At 61.0% G+C, this 15,555-nt stretch carries 15 protein-coding genes and 1 other RNA gene; 8 read left to right on the forward strand and 8 right to left on the reverse strand.

What is annotated here, in order from left to right; all coding sequences use genetic code 11:
• Positions 1-3: 3 nt before the first annotated feature.
• The 3 genes from ubiH to QDT79_RS00215 are packed head-to-tail and all read right to left on the reverse strand — an operon-like array spanning position 4 to position 3,134.
• The gene (ubiH, locus tag QDT79_RS00205; RefSeq protein WP_063990677.1) at positions 4-1,182 is read right to left on the reverse strand and encodes a 2-octaprenyl-6-methoxyphenyl hydroxylase; all 1,179 of its coding nucleotides are present in this window, start codon (positions 1,180-1,182) and stop codon (positions 4-6) included.
• A gap of 1 nt (position 1,183) precedes the next feature.
• A complete protein-coding gene (pepP, locus tag QDT79_RS00210) occupies positions 1,184-2,500 on the reverse strand; it encodes a Xaa-Pro aminopeptidase (RefSeq protein WP_308316087.1) in 1,317 nt (438 codons plus the stop codon).
• A 55-nt stretch (positions 2,501-2,555) separates the two neighbouring features.
• Positions 2,556-3,134, reverse strand: a complete 579-nt coding sequence (locus QDT79_RS00215) for a YecA/YgfB family protein (protein ID WP_063990675.1) — start codon at positions 3,132-3,134, stop codon at positions 2,556-2,558.
• A gap of 319 nt (positions 3,135-3,453) precedes the next feature.
• Between QDT79_RS00215 and zapA the strand changes: the two genes are divergently transcribed.
• From zapA to QDT79_RS00230, 3 genes are all read left to right on the forward strand, one after another.
• Positions 3,454-3,783: a cell division protein ZapA gene (gene zapA / locus QDT79_RS00220; RefSeq protein ID WP_004931621.1), complete on the forward strand. Its 330-nt coding sequence runs from the start codon at positions 3,454-3,456 to the stop codon at positions 3,781-3,783.
• 40 nt (positions 3,784-3,823) lie between these two features.
• A non-coding RNA gene (gene ssrS / locus QDT79_RS00225) (6S RNA) lies at positions 3,824-4,006 on the forward strand.
• Positions 4,007-4,058: 52 nt separating this feature from the next.
• Entirely contained in the window at positions 4,059-4,667 is a 609-nt protein-coding gene (locus QDT79_RS00230; protein ID WP_063990674.1) for a 5-formyltetrahydrofolate cyclo-ligase, read from the forward strand.
• A gap of 48 nt (positions 4,668-4,715) precedes the next feature.
• On the opposite strand, the gene serA is transcribed toward QDT79_RS00230, so the two are convergent.
• On the reverse strand, positions 4,716-5,954 hold the full coding sequence (gene serA, locus QDT79_RS00235) for a phosphoglycerate dehydrogenase (RefSeq protein WP_025304156.1): 1,239 nt from the start codon (positions 5,952-5,954) through the stop codon (positions 4,716-4,718).
• Positions 5,955-6,246: 292 nt separating this feature from the next.
• The gene (gene rpiA, locus QDT79_RS00240) at positions 6,247-6,903 is read right to left on the reverse strand and encodes a ribose-5-phosphate isomerase RpiA (RefSeq protein WP_063990673.1); all 657 of its coding nucleotides are present in this window, start codon (positions 6,901-6,903) and stop codon (positions 6,247-6,249) included.
• A 204-nt stretch (positions 6,904-7,107) separates the two neighbouring features.
• On the opposite strand from rpiA, the gene QDT79_RS00245 reads away from it, so the two are divergent.
• Positions 7,108-8,001: a LysR family transcriptional regulator ArgP gene (locus tag QDT79_RS00245; RefSeq protein ID WP_033649429.1), complete on the forward strand. Its 894-nt coding sequence runs from the start codon at positions 7,108-7,110 to the stop codon at positions 7,999-8,001.
• Positions 8,002-8,049: 48 nt separating this feature from the next.
• Here the strand turns inward: QDT79_RS00245 and QDT79_RS00250 are convergent, their stop codons facing one another.
• The 3 genes from QDT79_RS00250 to QDT79_RS00260 form a co-directional block, all read right to left on the reverse strand.
• Entirely contained in the window at positions 8,050-8,781 is a 732-nt protein-coding gene (locus QDT79_RS00250) for an oxidative stress defense protein (protein ID WP_308316088.1), read from the reverse strand.
• A 121-nt stretch (positions 8,782-8,902) separates the two neighbouring features.
• On the reverse strand, positions 8,903-9,520 hold the full coding sequence (gene argO, locus QDT79_RS00255) for an arginine exporter ArgO (RefSeq protein WP_033635865.1): 618 nt from the start codon (positions 9,518-9,520) through the stop codon (positions 8,903-8,905).
• 124 nt (positions 9,521-9,644) lie between these two features.
• Positions 9,645-10,463, reverse strand: a complete 819-nt coding sequence (locus QDT79_RS00260) for an IclR family transcriptional regulator (protein WP_025304160.1) — start codon at positions 10,461-10,463, stop codon at positions 9,645-9,647.
• A 374-nt stretch (positions 10,464-10,837) separates the two neighbouring features.
• On the opposite strand from QDT79_RS00260, the gene QDT79_RS00265 reads away from it, so the two are divergent.
• The 4 genes from QDT79_RS00265 to QDT79_RS00280 are packed head-to-tail and all read left to right on the forward strand — an operon-like array spanning position 10,838 to position 15,444.
• A complete protein-coding gene (locus QDT79_RS00265; RefSeq protein WP_308316089.1) occupies positions 10,838-12,391 on the forward strand; it encodes a sugar ABC transporter ATP-binding protein in 1,554 nt (517 codons plus the stop codon).
• Positions 12,384-13,466 carry an ABC transporter permease gene (locus tag QDT79_RS00270; RefSeq protein ID WP_063990671.1) on the forward strand — a complete coding sequence of 361 codons (1,083 nt, stop codon included), beginning with the start codon at positions 12,384-12,386 and terminating at the stop codon, positions 13,464-13,466. Before QDT79_RS00265 ends, QDT79_RS00270 begins: the two co-directional genes overlap by 8 nt.
• A gap of 14 nt (positions 13,467-13,480) precedes the next feature.
• Positions 13,481-14,581 carry an ABC transporter substrate-binding protein gene (locus tag QDT79_RS00275; RefSeq protein WP_063990670.1) on the forward strand — a complete coding sequence of 367 codons (1,101 nt, stop codon included), beginning with the start codon at positions 13,481-13,483 and terminating at the stop codon, positions 14,579-14,581.
• Complete coding sequence (locus tag QDT79_RS00280) at positions 14,578-15,444, forward strand: SMP-30/gluconolactonase/LRE family protein (protein ID WP_107227944.1); 867 nt, start codon at positions 14,578-14,580, stop codon at positions 15,442-15,444. The genes QDT79_RS00275 and QDT79_RS00280 overlap by 4 nt, the downstream gene beginning before the upstream one ends.
• Positions 15,445-15,555 lie beyond the last annotated feature (111 nt).

A 15,555-nucleotide genomic window follows, 5' to 3' on the forward strand; every position in this document is an offset into this window, starting at 1 on the left:
TGTCTAACGTTCCACCCAGCCCAATGTGCGTTTGGCGAAGGCATCGCGCACCGCCGGCAAACGCTCCATCGCCATCAGCCCCAGATTACGGCCGACCACCAGCGGGGCATAACGGTTGGCGAACAAACGGATCAATCCGTCGGTCACGCCGATCGTCGCCTGCTGATCGTTTTGCCGCCGCTGCTGATAGCGGCTCAACAGCGCATAACCGCCGGCGTCTTCGCCGCTGTCTACCGCTTCCGCCAGCGTTTCTGCCAGCGACATCACGTCGCGCAGGCCGAGGTTGAACCCCTGCCCGGCGATCGGATGCAGCGTCTGCGCCGCGTTGCCCACCAGCGCCAGACGATGGCTGACATGGCGATCGGCGGTCAGCAGGCTGAGCGGATAACTGTGCCGTTTACCGGCCTTGAGGATACGCCCCAGCCGCCAGCCGAAGGCCTGTTGCAGCTCGGCGATAAAACGCCCGTCGTCCCAGGCATCCACCCGGGCGCGATCTTCGCGCGCGTGGCACCACACCAGCGAACTGCGCCCCTGCGACATCGGCAGCAGCGCCAGCGGCCCGTAGCGGGTAAAACGCTCGAAGGCGCGCCCCTGTGGATCTTCCGCCGTGGTGACGTTGGCGATGGTGGCGAACTGCGGATACTCCTCCTGCCGCCACTGCACGTTGCAGGCCTCCGCCAGCGCCGAACGCGAACCGTCGGCCGCCACCAGCAGTTGCCCGCACAGGCGCAGACCGGTATCCAGTTGTACTTCCGCCCGCTCTGCGGTGCGGATCACGTCCACCACCCGCGCGGGGCAGTGCAGCGTAACGCCCGGCGCCTTCGCCAGCAGCGCGAACAGCCGCTGCCCGGCGTCGTGCAGTTCGATCACCTGGCCGAGCGCATCGACCTGATAATCCTGCGCCTGCAGATTCACGAAACCGGCGTGGCCGCGATCGCTGACGTGCACCTGAGTGATCGGCGTGGCGCAGTCGCGCAGCGCCGGCCAAACGCCGATGCGCGCCAGCTGTTGGCAGGTGCCCTGCGCCAATGCGATGGCGCGGGCGTCAAAGCCCGGGTGGCTGCGGTCGCCCGGCCGAGTCGCCTCGACCAGATCCACCGCAATCCTTCCCTGAGTAAGCGACGAGATAGCCAGCGCCAACGTCGCGCCCGCCATACCGCCGCCAACGATAATTACGCTCATTTTATGACCTTGCCGCCGCCATCAACGCTTCGATGGCATCGGCGTCTTTCACCACGGTGGCGGTCAGGTTTTCGTTGCCGTCGGCGGTGATCACGATGTCGTCCTCGATGCGGATGCCGATGCCGCGGTATTCCGCCGGCACGTCCGCATCCGGCGCGATGTACAGCCCCGGTTCCACGGTCAGCACCATGCCCGGCTCCAGCAGCCGATCGCGGCTCGGCGTGCCGTAGTGGCCGACGTCGTGCACGTCGAGGCCCAGCCAGTGGCTCAGCCCATGCATGAAGAACTGCCGGTGCGCCTGCTCGGCGATCAGTTGGTCGACTTCACCTTTCAATACGCCCAGCTCCACCAGCCCGACCACCATGATGCGCACCACTTCGTCGTTGACTTCGCGGATGCTGGTGCCGGGTTTGAACAATGCCAAAGCGCGCAGCAGCGACGCCAGCACGATGTCGTACACCGCGCGCTGCGGCTTGCTGAACTTGCCGTTGACCGGGAAGGTGCGGGTAATGTCGCCGGCATACCCCTGATACTCGCAGCCGGCGTCGATCAGCACCAGATCGCCGTCGCGCATCTGGCTCTCGTTCTCGGTGTAGTGCAGGATGCAGCCGTTTTCGCCGCTGCCGACGATGGTGTTGTAAGACGGGTAGCGAGCGCCGAGGCGGGTGAATTCATGGTGAATCTCCGCTTCCAGCTGGTATTCGAACATGCCCGGGCGGCATTTTTCCATCGCGCGGGTATGCGCCAACGCGCTGATCTCACCGGCGCGGCGCATCACCGCCAGCTCTTCCGGGGACTTGAACAACCGCATGTCGTGCAGCCACGGCCGCCAGTCGGTCACGGTGGCCGGCGCCTGCAGGTTCTGGCGGAACCCCTTGCGCAGCTTGTCCAGCGCGCCGAATAGGATCTGATCGGCGTAGGCGTATTCACCCTGCGCGTGGTAAACCACATCCAGGCCGTTGAGCAGCAGGTGCAGCTGGTCATTGATTTCATCGAACGGCAGCGCGCGATCCACGCCCAGCTTCGCCGGCGCGGCGTCTTGCCCCAGGCGGCGGCCAAACCAGATTTCCGCTGTCAGATCGCGCACCCGGTTGAACAGCACGCTGTGGTTGTGCGTTTCGTCGCTTTTGATCAGCACCAGCACCGCTTCCGGCTCATTGAAGCCGGTCAGGTACCAAAAGTCGCTGTTCTGCCGATAGGGATAGTCTGAATCTGCACTGCGCGTCGTTTCCGACGCAGAGAAAATAACCGCCGCGCTGGCCGGCGCCATTTTCGCCAACAGCGCCTGACGGCGGTTGTTGAATTCCTGCTGAATCATTACCTTCTCCTGAAATCATGCCATCCGCACCGCCGGCGGAGGGGCGATAGGACGTTTAGTGCAACGTCGGTTTGATGTTTTCCGGCGCCGTTGGCTTGTGACGGGTGAATTCGCCGTGGCACATGATGGCGGCGACCCGCACATACTCCGCCACTTCTTCCAGCGACTGTTCCAATTCTTCCTGATCTTCGTCTTCGTCGTAGCCCAGCTGCGCAATGTTGCGCAGATCGTCGATCGCTTCACCGACCTCGTCTTTCACCTGGGCCAGCTTCGGCTGCATCATCCCCAGCCCGAGCAGGAAGTGGTTGACCCAACCGCCCAGGGCGTCGGCGCGGTCAAACACACTGACGATCTCCCCTTCAGGCAGCATCAGTTGGAACAGGAATTCGTCGTCTTCCAGCGTTTCACGCGTCACTTCATACAGCTGTTGCAGCGGTTGGCTGAGCGCCTGCGGGAAGGCGACGCCTTCGTTGGTCAGATCGTGCACCAGCGCCTGCCAGCCGGCATCACGGCTGCCGCCGCACAACAGGCCGCTGATCAGGCCGTGCATTTCTGCCGCGGTCAGCGCCACCGACTGCTGGTTGAGGGCCACGGTCAAAGATTGGTAACTTGGAAATGTATTCTGTATAGACATGCGCATTCGTCATCGTTGGCAGGATAAGTTCGTGTTATGCTACCACCAAGGTCCGTCGCTATACCAGATAAGCGCGACACCTCAGTGGCTAGTTATAATCGCGATGTGGCAGGTTTCACACTGCGCCGGCGGGTGGCGAAAGTGCGGTAAATACGCATTTTGAAACCCTTTTTTGACTGGCAATGTGCGCCACAGTAGATTACAACCAGGTACTGAAAAAGGGGTTGTATCTTGGTACCGAGGTATATATAGTGGCGCCCGCTTTGACGGCCCGGCCAGGGCGGACAAGGCTGGCGCGAAATTTAGGCAGGAAGGTGGCATGTCTGCACAACCGGTAGATATTCAAATTTTTGGCCGCTCGTTAAGAGTCAATTGCCCGCCAGAACAACAAGATGCGTTGAATATGGCGGCGGACGATCTTAACCAACGGTTGCAAGATCTTAAAGTTCGCACTAGAGTCTCCAATACTGAGCAACTGGTTTTCATCGCGGCATTGAACGTCTGTCACGAACTTGCTCAAGAACGGTTGAAAACCCGTGACTATGCGTCCAATATGGAACAACGCATACGGATGCTGCAGCAGACCATTGAACAAGCGCTGCTTGAACAAGGTCGCATCTCTGAACGTCAGGATGCACAATTCGAATAACTTAAGTTGTTGAAATCAAAGTTTCGGCAACGAGTACAAAATTTCTCTGAGATGTTCGCCAGCGGGCCAGTCCCCTGAGCCGATATTTAGTACAAACAGAATGTGTTGCTCCGCGATCGGTGAGCACGCTCGGTGCGCCGAGAAGCCTTAAGATTGCGACGGCACGTTCACCTTGAACCATGGGTTCAAGGGTTACAGCCTGCGACGGCATCTCGGAGATTCCCCTTCTCAGCGGTTTATGTGTGCTGAACGCCACACTGAGCAAGCCTGATACGATGCCTTTTCAACCCCAATTCGCGCAGCAGCGCCAAGCCATTCGTCAACTCATTCGCCAACGTCGGCGCGAGCTTACGCCGGGCCAACAACACTTTGCCGCAGACAAGATAGCCGAACGCCTCGTCGCGCACGCACGTATTCAGGCAGCGCACAGCATCGCGGTATTTTTGTCGTTTGACGGTGAACTCGACACCAGGCCGCTGATCGAGCAACTGTGGACCCTCAGCAAACGGGTTTACCTGCCGGTGCTGCACCCGTTCAGCCCGGGGCACCTGCTGTTCCTGCGCTATGCGCCGGAAACGCCGCTGGTGCGCAATCGCTTCAATATTCTCGAACCGCGCCTCGATGTGCGCCAGGTGTTGCCGCTGGGCAAGCTGGACGTCGTGCTGACGCCACTGGTGGCATTCGATCATACCGGGCAGCGTCTGGGCATGGGCGGCGGCTTTTACGATCGCACCCTGCAAAACTGGCAGAGCGACGGCCCCTATCCCATCGGCCTGGCCCATGATTGCCAGCAGGTGGAGCACCTGCCAACCGAACATTGGGATATCCCGCTGCCGGAAATCCTCACCCCGCTCTGCAGCTGGGCGTGGCACGAGCCCAAATAACAAAAGGCCGGATCGCTCCGGCCTTTTTCGTTGCGGCGAGCCGCCGAATCAGAACAGCAGACGGGCGCGAATGGTGCCGTCGATAGCCTTCATGCGCTGCAGCGCGGCGTCGGCGCGCGCGGTTTCCGCTTCAATGTCTATCACCACATAGCCGATTTCCGGCCCGGTTTGCAGATACTGTGCGGCGATGTTAACCCCCTCTTCGGCGAAGATCTGGTTAATCTGCGTCAACACGCCCGGACGGTTTTCGTGGATGTGCAGCAGGCGGCTGGCGTTCGGGCCATGCGCCGGCAGCGACACTTCCGGGAAGTTGACGGCAGACAGAGTCGATCCGTTGTCGGAGTATTTCGCCAGCTTGCCGGCCACTTCGTCGCCGATGTTCTCCTGCGCTTCCTGCGTGGAACCGCCGATGTGCGGCGTCAGCAGCACGTTATCGAACTCACACAGCGGCGAGTTGAACGGATCGCTGTTGGTCGCCGGCTCTTCCGGGAAGACATCGATCGCCGCGCCCGCCAGGTGATTGCTGGCCAGCGCGTCGCACAGCGCAGGGATATCCACCACGGTGCCACGCGAGGCGTTGATCAGAATGGCACCCGGTTTCATCAGCGCCAGCTCTTCCGCCCCCATCATGTTCTTGGTGGCCAGCGTTTCCGGCACGTGCAGCGTCACCACGTCGCTCATATTGAGCAGATCGGACAGATGGCGCACCTGCTGCGCGTTGCCCAACGGCAGCTTGTTCTCGATGTCGTAGAAGAACACCTTCATGCCCAGCCCTTCGGCCAGAATGCCCAGCTGGGTGCCGATGTGGCCGTAGCCGATGATGCCCAGCTTTTTACCGCGCGCCTCATAGGAGCCCACGGCCAGTTTGTGCCACACGCCGCGGTGCGCCTTGGCGTTGGCGGCCGGAATGCCGCGCAGCATCAACAGCAGCTCGCCCAGCACCATTTCGGCCACGGATCGGGTATTGGAGAAGGGGGCGTTGAAGACCGGAATACCGCGTTTGGTCGCCGCTTTCAGATCAACCTGGTTGGTACCGATGCAGAAGCAGCCCACCGCCACCAGTTTCTCTGCGGCGGCGAACACTTCTTCGGTCAGATGCGTACGCGATCGGATGCCGACGAAGTGCGCATCGCGGATGGATGCCTTCAACGATTCGGTGTCTAACGCACCCTTATGGTATTCGATGTTGGTATAACCGGCGGCACGTAAGTTATCGACCGTGCTCTGATGAACCCCTTCCACCAACAGGAATTTAATCCTGTCTTTCTCCAATGATACTTTTGCCATTTACCCGACCCTATGTTCAGACTTCAGAAGCGGCTGTGACGACACAGCTCCCATCCAACATAACAAAAATAACGCGGGCGGCAATACAAACGATTGCCTGCCCGGCAGGACAAGGCGCAGCGTTGATGGCGGTTTACGGCAGAAAATGCCATAGGGAAAGTTTTCGGCAGAAGCTTTGGGGAGTCAGTTTTCACAATGTGACATAAGTCACCAAATTTGCCGTTTTTCAGAAAAGATATTTTAACCGAAGAATTATGCGGCCCGGCACTGCCGGGCCACAGACGGCAGAGGCTTATTTGACTACTTTCACGCCTTCCGAGGTGCCGACCAGCGCCACGTCCGCGCCGCGGTTGGCAAACAACCCCACGGTCACCACGCCGGCGATGCCGTTGATCTTGTTCTCCAGCGCGATGGCGTCGGTGATGCTCAGGTTATGCACATCGAGGATCACGTTGCCGTTGTCGGTCACCACGTTCTGGCGATATTCCGGCAGGCCGCCGAGTTTCACCAGCTCACGCGCCACGTAAGAGCGGGCCATCGGGATCACTTCCACCGGCAGCGGGAACTTGCCCAGCACGTCCACCTGCTTGCTGGCGTCGACGATGCAGATGAATTTCTTGGCGATGGCGGCGATGATCTTCTCGCGCGTCAGCGCCGCGCCGCCGCCCTTGATCATCTGCATATGGCCGTTGATTTCGTCCGCGCCATCCACGTAAATGTCGAGCGAGTCCACTTCGTTGCTGTCGAACACAGGGATGCCGAGGCTTTTCAGCTTGGCGGTGGAGGCATCGGAGCTGGACACCGCGCCTTCGATCTGGTGCTTGATGGAGCCCAGCGCGTCAATAAAGTGGGCGGCGGTAGAACCGGTGCCGACCCCGACGATGGTGCCCGGCGTCACGTATTCCAGCGCCGCCCAGCCCACCGCTTTTTTCAGTTCATCCTGCGTCATAATATGTCCCTTGCCTCTGTACGAAAACGTGTGCGTATTATAGGGTAAAACGCTGTTTTTCACGCTGGCAGGATCACACTTATTTACCGCAGCCCGCATTTTTGCCCGCTTGGCGGCGAGGTAGGGGCGTGATTTTTCCACCTGCGCCGTGCGCAAAATGTGGCATAGTGCCGGTATCATTCTAATTTAAGGGATATCTTTCCGATGAAACGCCCAGACTATCGTACGCTGCAAGCGCTGGACGCGGTGATCCGTGAGCGCGGCTTCGAGCGCGCCGCTCAAAAACTCTGTATCACGCAATCGGCGGTATCCCAACGCATCAAACAGCTGGAAAATCTGTTCGGCCAACCGCTGCTGGTCCGTACCGTGCCGCCGCGCCCTACCGAACAAGGGCAAAAGCTGCTCGCGCTGCTGCATCAGGTGGAATTGCTGGAAGAAGAGTGGCTGGGCAACGACACCGGCGTCGATACGCCGCTGCTGCTGTCGCTGGCGGTCAACGCCGACAGTCTGGCAACCTGGCTGCTGCCGGCGCTGAAGCCGGTGCTGGCGGACTCCCCCATTCGCCTGAATCTGCAGGTGGAAGATGAAACCCGCACCCAGGAGCGGCTACGCCGCGGTGAGGTGGTGGGCGCGGTGAGTATTCAGCCGCAGCCGCTGCCGAGCTGCCTGGTGGATCGGCTGGGGGCGCTGGATTACCTGTTCGTGGCCTCCCGCGGCTTCGCCGAGCGCTACTTCCCGAGCGGCGTCACCCGTTCCGCGCTGCTGAAAGCGCCGGCGGTGGCCTTCGACCATCTCGACGACATGCACCAGGCGTTCCTGCAGCAGAACTTCGATCTGTCGCCGGGCAGCGTGCCCTGCCACATCGTGAACTCGTCGGAAGCCTTCGTGCAGCTGGCACGCCAGGGCACCACCTGCTGTATGATCCCACACCTGCAGATCGAAAAGGAGCTGGCATCCGGTGAACTGATCGATCTGACGCCGGGGCTGTACCAGCGCCGCATGCTGTACTGGCACCGTTTCGCGCCGGAAAGCCGCATGATGCGTAAAGTGACCGACGCGCTGCTGGAGCACGGTCATCAGGTGCTGCGCCAGGATTAAAACGAAAAAAGGTTCGCCGCAGCGAACCTTTTCTTCAACACGATAGCCTTACTGCGCGGCGTTGCGCTGCAGCTCGAACACCACATCCACCTGATCGTCGAAGTGAATGCTTTGCTGCTCATAGGTTTGCGCCGCGTCGCTTTCCGCCGCCGCGCCGGCCGCCTTATACATCCGCGCCACCGGCATCGGCTGATAGTTGGCAACCCGGTAGCGAATGCTGTACACCGGCCCCAGCTTGGCGTGGAAGCCTTTGGCCAGGGATTCGGCCTGCTGAGTCGCGTTCTCGATCGCTTTTTGCCGCGCCTGCTCACGATACACGTCCGGCTTGGCGACGCCCAGCTCCACCGCGCGGATCTCGTTCAGGCCGGATTTCAGCGCGCCGTCCAGCAGCTCGTTCAGCTTGTCCAACTGACGCAGGGTCACCTGCACCTGACGCACCGCCCGGTAGCCCTTCAGCACCGACTCGCCGGTTTTCAGGTAATCGTATTCCGGCTGGGTGCGCAGGTTGGCGGCGCTGATGTCTTTCTTCTCAATGTTGTTTTTCTGCAGGAAATCAAAGTACTGCGCCACGCGCTCGTCCACCTGCTTCTTCGCCTGGGCGGCGTCTTTGGAGGAAACGCTCACTTCGATCGCCAGGGTGGCGATATCCGGCGTGGCGTCCACGCTGGCGGTGCCGGAGGTGACGACGTGCGGCCCTTCAGGCAATTCAGCCGCCTGCAGCGCCATCGGTAACGTCCCTAATCCGACCATTGCGGCCATAGCCAATGCTTTTAGCTTCACAGTGTCTCCTTAATGACAGGCTGTCTCTGATCGCCGGCTTTTCCCTGTGAGAACCGCCGGATTCCTGGCATCAAACGTAGCATATCGCGCGGCGTTTTGAATTCGGATTAGTGACAAATTCTTATAAATTTGCCCCCTGCCAGGCCAGCTGCAGCGCGATGCCCCACATCACCAGCCCGACCAGCGCGTTGATGATGCGCTGCGCCCGCTGCGTGTTCAGCCATGGCGCCAGCCAGGAGGCCAGCAGCGCCAGCCCGAAGAACCACACCGCCGACGCGCTGACCGCGCCGAGCGCGAACCAGGAGCGCACATCCGCCGTCAGCTGCCCGCCCAGGCTGCCGAGCACCACAAAGGTATCCAGATAAACGTGTGGGTTCAGCCAAGTGACCGCCAGCATGGTGACCACGAGGCGCCAACGGCTCTGCGCCAGCTCCTGCGCCGCGGCCTGCGCCGGTTGCGGGCTCAAGGCGGAACGGAACGCACCCCACCCGTACCACAGCAGAAACGCCACCCCGCCCCAGGTGACCAGCGCCAACAGCAGCGGCGAGCGGGTCAGCAAAGCGCTGCCGCCGAAAATCCCGGCGCAAATCAGCACGATATCGCTCAACGCGCACAGCGAAGCGATCATCAAATGATACTGGCGGCGAATGCCCTGATTCATCACGAATACGTTCTGCGGGCCCAGCGGCAGGATCATGGCGGCGCTCAGGGCAAAACCCTGCAAGAAGACGGCTAACATGGGGATTCCTCGAATGATAAAAGGCGCCGGACGAGGGCGCGTGTCGGTCAACACGCGCATCATACGAGGAAGCGATCATTAGGTGAAATTGATGTTTCTAATCCCGCATCAGCGGAACTAATACTCAAATCGGCGTGACGAACCCCAGCTCCTGCGAGATGCGTTGTGCGGTAGCCAGCACCGGTTTAATCAGGCTTTTAACGCCGATCTGCTGCAGCTTGGCGGTCGGCAACGAGACAGACACCGCATAGGGCACGCGCTGTTGAATATCGAACACCGGCGCCGCCACGCAGGAGACCCCCAGCTCGTTTTCTTCGCGATCCATCGCCATGCCGCGCTGGCGAATATCGGCCAGTTCCTCATACATCTTCGGCAGCTCGGTGATGGTATTGCGCGTCAGCGTCTGAATCTCCTGCTGATGGGTCTGCCAGTAGTGGGCTGGGTAATCGTCGTTGCCGTAGGCCATGAAGATTTTCCCCATCGCCGAACAGTACAGCGGCATATGCTGGCCAATATAGGCGCGGGTGCGCATCATGCCGGTGGTTGGCTCCAGCTTGTAGATCAGGATGACGTGGTCGTCTTCGCGGCTGGAGAAGTTGACCGTCTCGCCCACCTCCAGGTTCAGCTGTTCCAAATGCGGCGCGGCCACGTGAATGATATTGAGTGACGACAGCGCCTTCTGGCCGATGGAAATGAACTTGGTGGTCAGGCGGTAGCTGCCCGGCGAAGGCGCCTGGGTCACATAGCCGCTGGTGTGCAACCCCTGCAGCAGGCGATGCACGGTGCTCTTGTTCATGCCGGCCAGCTCGGACAGATGCGCCAGTGGGCATCCGTTGGGGAAATTGCTCAGGATCTCAATCAACTGCAAACCGCGGAACAGGCTTTGGCTGCCCAGCGGTTTGTCTTTCTTGTCATCTTTCTCGTCGACGGCTTTCAGGCTCATAGCGAAAATCTCTCCAGTGTCGAACCGCCAACCGGCGCTGCGGCGAAGTCAGCAGGCTCTTTGCCGGGCATGTTACCCCAAGGCCCGCATCAGGTGAAGACGGAACGCCGTTTCATTGTCCGCAGCGAGCCAAAAATCCGCAATATTTCCCCCGCATTGAAGTGAGCCATCGGTCACACTTCCGCAAAGTAAAAAATAACCCATTGTTTAATAAAAACAATTAAAACTTCATCACCTTTGATTTAGCGCAACGAACGTCATATTATTTTTGAAATTGAATTTCGCATATTGAAATTTAAAGACCAGATACTCACCAGCGGTTTAGCTAATTTGCCCGGCATCTTCGCTCGGGCGCAACACCAGGGGCGCATCACATGGCTATGGATAATGCGGCACAACCCATCCTTACCCTCAGCCACATCGTCAAACGATTTGGCGGCAACGTGGCGGTCAACGACGTCAGCCTGCAGGTAATGCCGGGCGAGGTTCTGGCACTGCTGGGCGAAAACGGCGCCGGCAAATCGACGCTGATCAAAGTGCTGGCGGGCGTCTACCCGCGCGACGGCGGCGATATTCGTTTTCAGGGCGCAAGCATCGCCTCCGCCGCCGCGATAAAAAGCGACAGCCGCCAGCCGATCGCCTTTATTCATCAGGATCTCGGCCTGATCGAATGGATGACGGTGGCGGAGAACATGGCGCTGGTGATGGGGTTTCCCCGCCGCTTTGGGTTGATCGACTGGCGCGCCATTCGCCGCCGGGCGGCGCAGGCGCTACAAGACGTCGGTATCGCGCTCGATCCCGATGCGCGCGTCTTCGAACTGTCGCGCACCGAAAAATCGCTGCTGGCGATCGCCCGTGCGGTGGCGGTCAACGCCGAGTTGCTGGTGCTGGATGAACCGACCGCCTCCCTGCCCGCCAACGACGTGCGTCATCTGTTCGCCGTCATCAACCGGCTGCGCGCCAAAAAGGTCGGCATGATTTACGTCACCCATCGCCTGGACGAAGTGATCGAAATCGCCGATCGGGTCTGCGTAATGCGCGACGGGCGCTATGTCGCCGGCGGCCGCACCGCCGACTACTCCCTGCGCGATCTGGTGCAAACCATCGTCGGCGAAGCGATGGCGGACGATCAGCGCGAACCGCTGCCGGAACATCGTCCGCCGGTGTTGCAGCTCGATAGCGTCACGGTGGGCGACATCGGCCCGGTGAGCTTCGATTTGCAGCCGGGCGAGATGCTGGCGCTGGCCGGCCTGCGCGGGGCCGGGCAAGAAGAGATCGGCCGGCTGCTGTTCGGGTTGCGTCAGGCCGACGGCGGCGCGATTCGGTTTCGCGATCGGTCCTATCAGGCGAGCTCCCCGCAGCAGGCGATGGCCTGCGGCGTTTCGCTGGTCGCGGGCGATCGCACCGGCGAAAGCCTGGTGATGTCGATGAGCGTGCGTGAAAACCTGTTTATCAACCCCTGCGCCAGTGGCCACCGGCTGCTCTCCCGCTACGGGCGGCGAGCGGAGATCGGCGCCAGTTGGTGGAAAGTGCAGCTGTTCGACGTGCGCCCCAAGGACGTCAATATCGATATCAGCGCGCTGTCCGGCGGCAACCAGCAAAAGGTGGTGATGGCGCGCTGGATGCACCTGGGGGCGCCGCTGCTGATCCTGGAAGATCCCACCGCCGGCGTGGACGTCGGCGCGCGCGCGGAAATCTACCACCTGCTGAATAAATCCCTGGCGGAAGGCGTGGCGGTGCTGGTGATCTCCAACGATTTCGAGGAGATCGCCCATATTTGCAACCGTGCACTGGTGTTCAACCGCGGGAAAATGGTCGGCGAACTGAAAAATCAACAGGTGTCATTCGCCAATTTATTGGAGCTGGCCTCTGCCAGCACCGGGGAAAGCGTCGCAATCACGTCAGAATCCGAGGTAGGCCATGTCTAAAACATCCGTTAAATCAACCGCGCTGGAGCAGCGCGTCAGCCTGGCGCAGGACGGCGCCGGCCCCTGGCTGATGCAGGTTCTCACCCGCTATGGCCTGCTGCTGCTGTGCGTCGCGCTGGTCGTGCTGTTCTCACTGATCACCCCCTCTTTCGCATCGATGCTGACGCTGCAGGCTATCTTGTCGAGCAAGGCCAAAATCGCCCTGTTGGCGCTGGCGGCGACCATCCCGATGATCGTGGGCAAGATCGATCTTAACGTCGGCTTCGGCATTGTGCTGTGGCACATCCTGGCGATCACGCTGCAGGTGGAATACGGCTTCTCCTGGCAGATGGCGGTGCTGACGGTGCTGGCGATCTCGGCGCTTTACGGGTTGCTGAACGGCATTCTGGTGGCGCTGGCCGATATCGACAGCTTCGTCGCCACCCTCGGCTCCGGCACCGTGCTGTACGCCATTGCCCTGTGGCATTCCGGCGGGCGGCAGATCGTCGGCGACTTGCCGGATGCCTTTATCGCGCTGCACCACACCGAGATCGCCGGCATTCCGATCGTGGCGTTTTACGTGCTGATCGTCGCGGTGGTGCTGTGGCTCATCACCGAGCACACCCCGCTCGGCCGCTGCATGTATGCGGTGGGCGGCAACCCGGCGGCGGCGCGCCTGAACGGCATTTCGGTCAACCGCTTCACCATCGGCGCTTTCATCGCCTCCAGCGTGCTCACCGGTTTCAGCGGCGTGTTGATCGCCGCCGAACAGGGCGTCGGCCAGGCCAGCGTCGGCATGGACTATCTGCTGCCGGCGCTGGTCGGCGCCTTCCTCGGCAGCACCACCATTCGCCCAGGACGCGTCAATGTCTGGGGCACCGTGGTCGGCATCGCCATTCTGGCTATCGGCATCGCCGGCATTCAGCAGTTCGGCGGTGAATTCTGGGTCGAGCCGCTGTTCAACGGCGCGACGCTGTTGCTGTCGATCACCCTGGCCGGCTATGCCCAACGCCGCCGGCTGCTCAATCAGAAAGCGGTACAACGCAGCCAGACGACGCCAACTGACAACAACAATCAGACAGCGACCCACCCTTAAACCAGGAGCACACCATGAAACGCATTTGGCTGTTACCGGGGTTCACCACATTATTGCTCGCCGCATCGCCGGCCTGGGCCGACGCCTATCTCGATCAGGCCACCGCCGCCGTCGCGAAGGCCACCGCCAGCGCCACCCAGTGGGATGGCCCCACCAGCGGCCCGCAGCTGCAGGCCAACAAGAAGATCATTTTTATCGCCTCCGACATGAAGAACGGCGGCGTCCAAGGGGTGCAACAGGGGTTGAGCGAAGCGGCAAAAGCCGCCGGCTGGAAGCTGGAAACGCTCGACGGCGGCGGCTCGGTGAAAGATCAGCTGGCATCGCTCAATCAGGCCATCGCCCAGAAACCGGACGGCATCGTGATCGGCGGCTGGAACCCTAACGTCGCCAAGATCCCGCTGAAAAAGGCCGTGCAGCAGGGCATCGTGCTGACCGCCTGGCATGCGGTGCCGGAACCGGGCCCCATCGCCAAATACAATGTGTTCTATAACGTCACGTCGGACTCCAACGAAGTGGCGCGCATCGCCGCGCAATACGCGGTGGTGCAGTCCGGCGGCAAGGCGAGCGTGCTGATCTTCACCGACTCGCTGTATCAAATCGCGCTGGACAAGGCCAACGTCATGAAAGACGAGATCGCCAAATGCAGCGGCTGCACGCTGCTGGAATTCATCGATACGCCGCTGGCCGATACCGCCAACCGCATGCCGGCGATGACCTTCAGCCTGCTGCAGAAGTACGGCGACAAATTCCAATATGCGCTGGCGATCAACGATCTGTACTTCGACTTTATGGCACCGGCGCTGAAGACCGCCGGCAAAGGCGGCAAGAACGCGCCTTACAACGTGTCGGCCGGCGACGGTTCGATCTCCGCTTACCAGCGTATCCGGTCGGGCGACAGCCAGTCGGCGACGGTGCCGGAACCCTTGAAGCTGCACGGTTGGCAACTGCTGGACGAATTCAACCGCGCCTTTGCCAAGCAGCCGCCTTCCGGCTACGTCACCCCGGCGCATCTGGTGACCCGCGACAATATCGCCGCCGACGGGGGCGCCAATAACCTGTATGACCCGCAAAACGATTATCAGGGCCATTACAAAGCGATCTGGGGCGTGAAATGAACGGCGATTCATTGCGCACGCACGCCCGGCTCGAGCGCCTGTGTTCGCCGGCGATCTGGGCCGAGGGGCCGGTGTGGCTACCGCAGGAGGATGCGGTGGTGTTCAGCGATGTGAAAGGCAACCGCATGTTCCGCTGGTCGCGCCGGGGTGAGCTGACCCTATACCGTTCGCCGTCGCACTACGCCAACGGCAATGCGCGCGACGGCGAAGGGCGCGTGGTCAGCTGCGAACACGGGCGGCGCGGCATTAGCCGCACCGAAAGCGATGGCGAGGTACGTCTGTTGATCGATCGCGTCGACGGCAAGCGCTTTAACTCGCCGAACGACGTGGCGGTGCGTTCCGACGGCACCCTATGGTTCACCGATCCGCCCTACGGCATCATCGGCGACGAAGAGGGTTACAAATCGGAAAGCCAGGTGATCGGCTGTTATCTCTACAGCTTCGATCCGCGCGACGGTTCGCTGACCATCGCCGCCTGCGACCTGCAGCGCCCGAACGGCCTGGCGTTTTCACCGGATGAAAAATGGCTGTACGTTGCGGACATGTCGATCGTGGATTTTCCGACGCTGGGCCGCCGCGAGCTGCGCGTCTATGCGGTCAACGGCCGCGGGCTGGAAGCCGGCCGCCGTTTTGCAACGGTGGGGCCCGGATTCCCGGACGGCTTCTGCGTCGATCGGACCGGCAATCTGTTTTGCAGCTGTGCCGACGGCGTGCTGGTCTTTGATCCAGAGGGGCGGCAGATCGACAAAATCAGCGTGCCGGAACGCGTCTCCAATTGTACCTTCGGCGGCCCGAACGGCGATGAACTCTATATCACCGCCACCACCTCGCTCTACCGCATGGTGCTGAACACCCGCGGTTAGCCGGGGTCTCGCAAGACGCAGGGTGGGTTTCGATCCGCCCTGCTTTGTCACGTCTGAAGCACGCCATCTCCACCAAAACGTGGCGGCGATCACAAAATCACCACTTAATTT

Source organism: Serratia marcescens, from assembly GCF_029846115.1.
In the GTDB taxonomy this organism is placed as follows: Bacteria; Pseudomonadota; Gammaproteobacteria; order Enterobacterales; family Enterobacteriaceae; genus Serratia; species Serratia marcescens_L.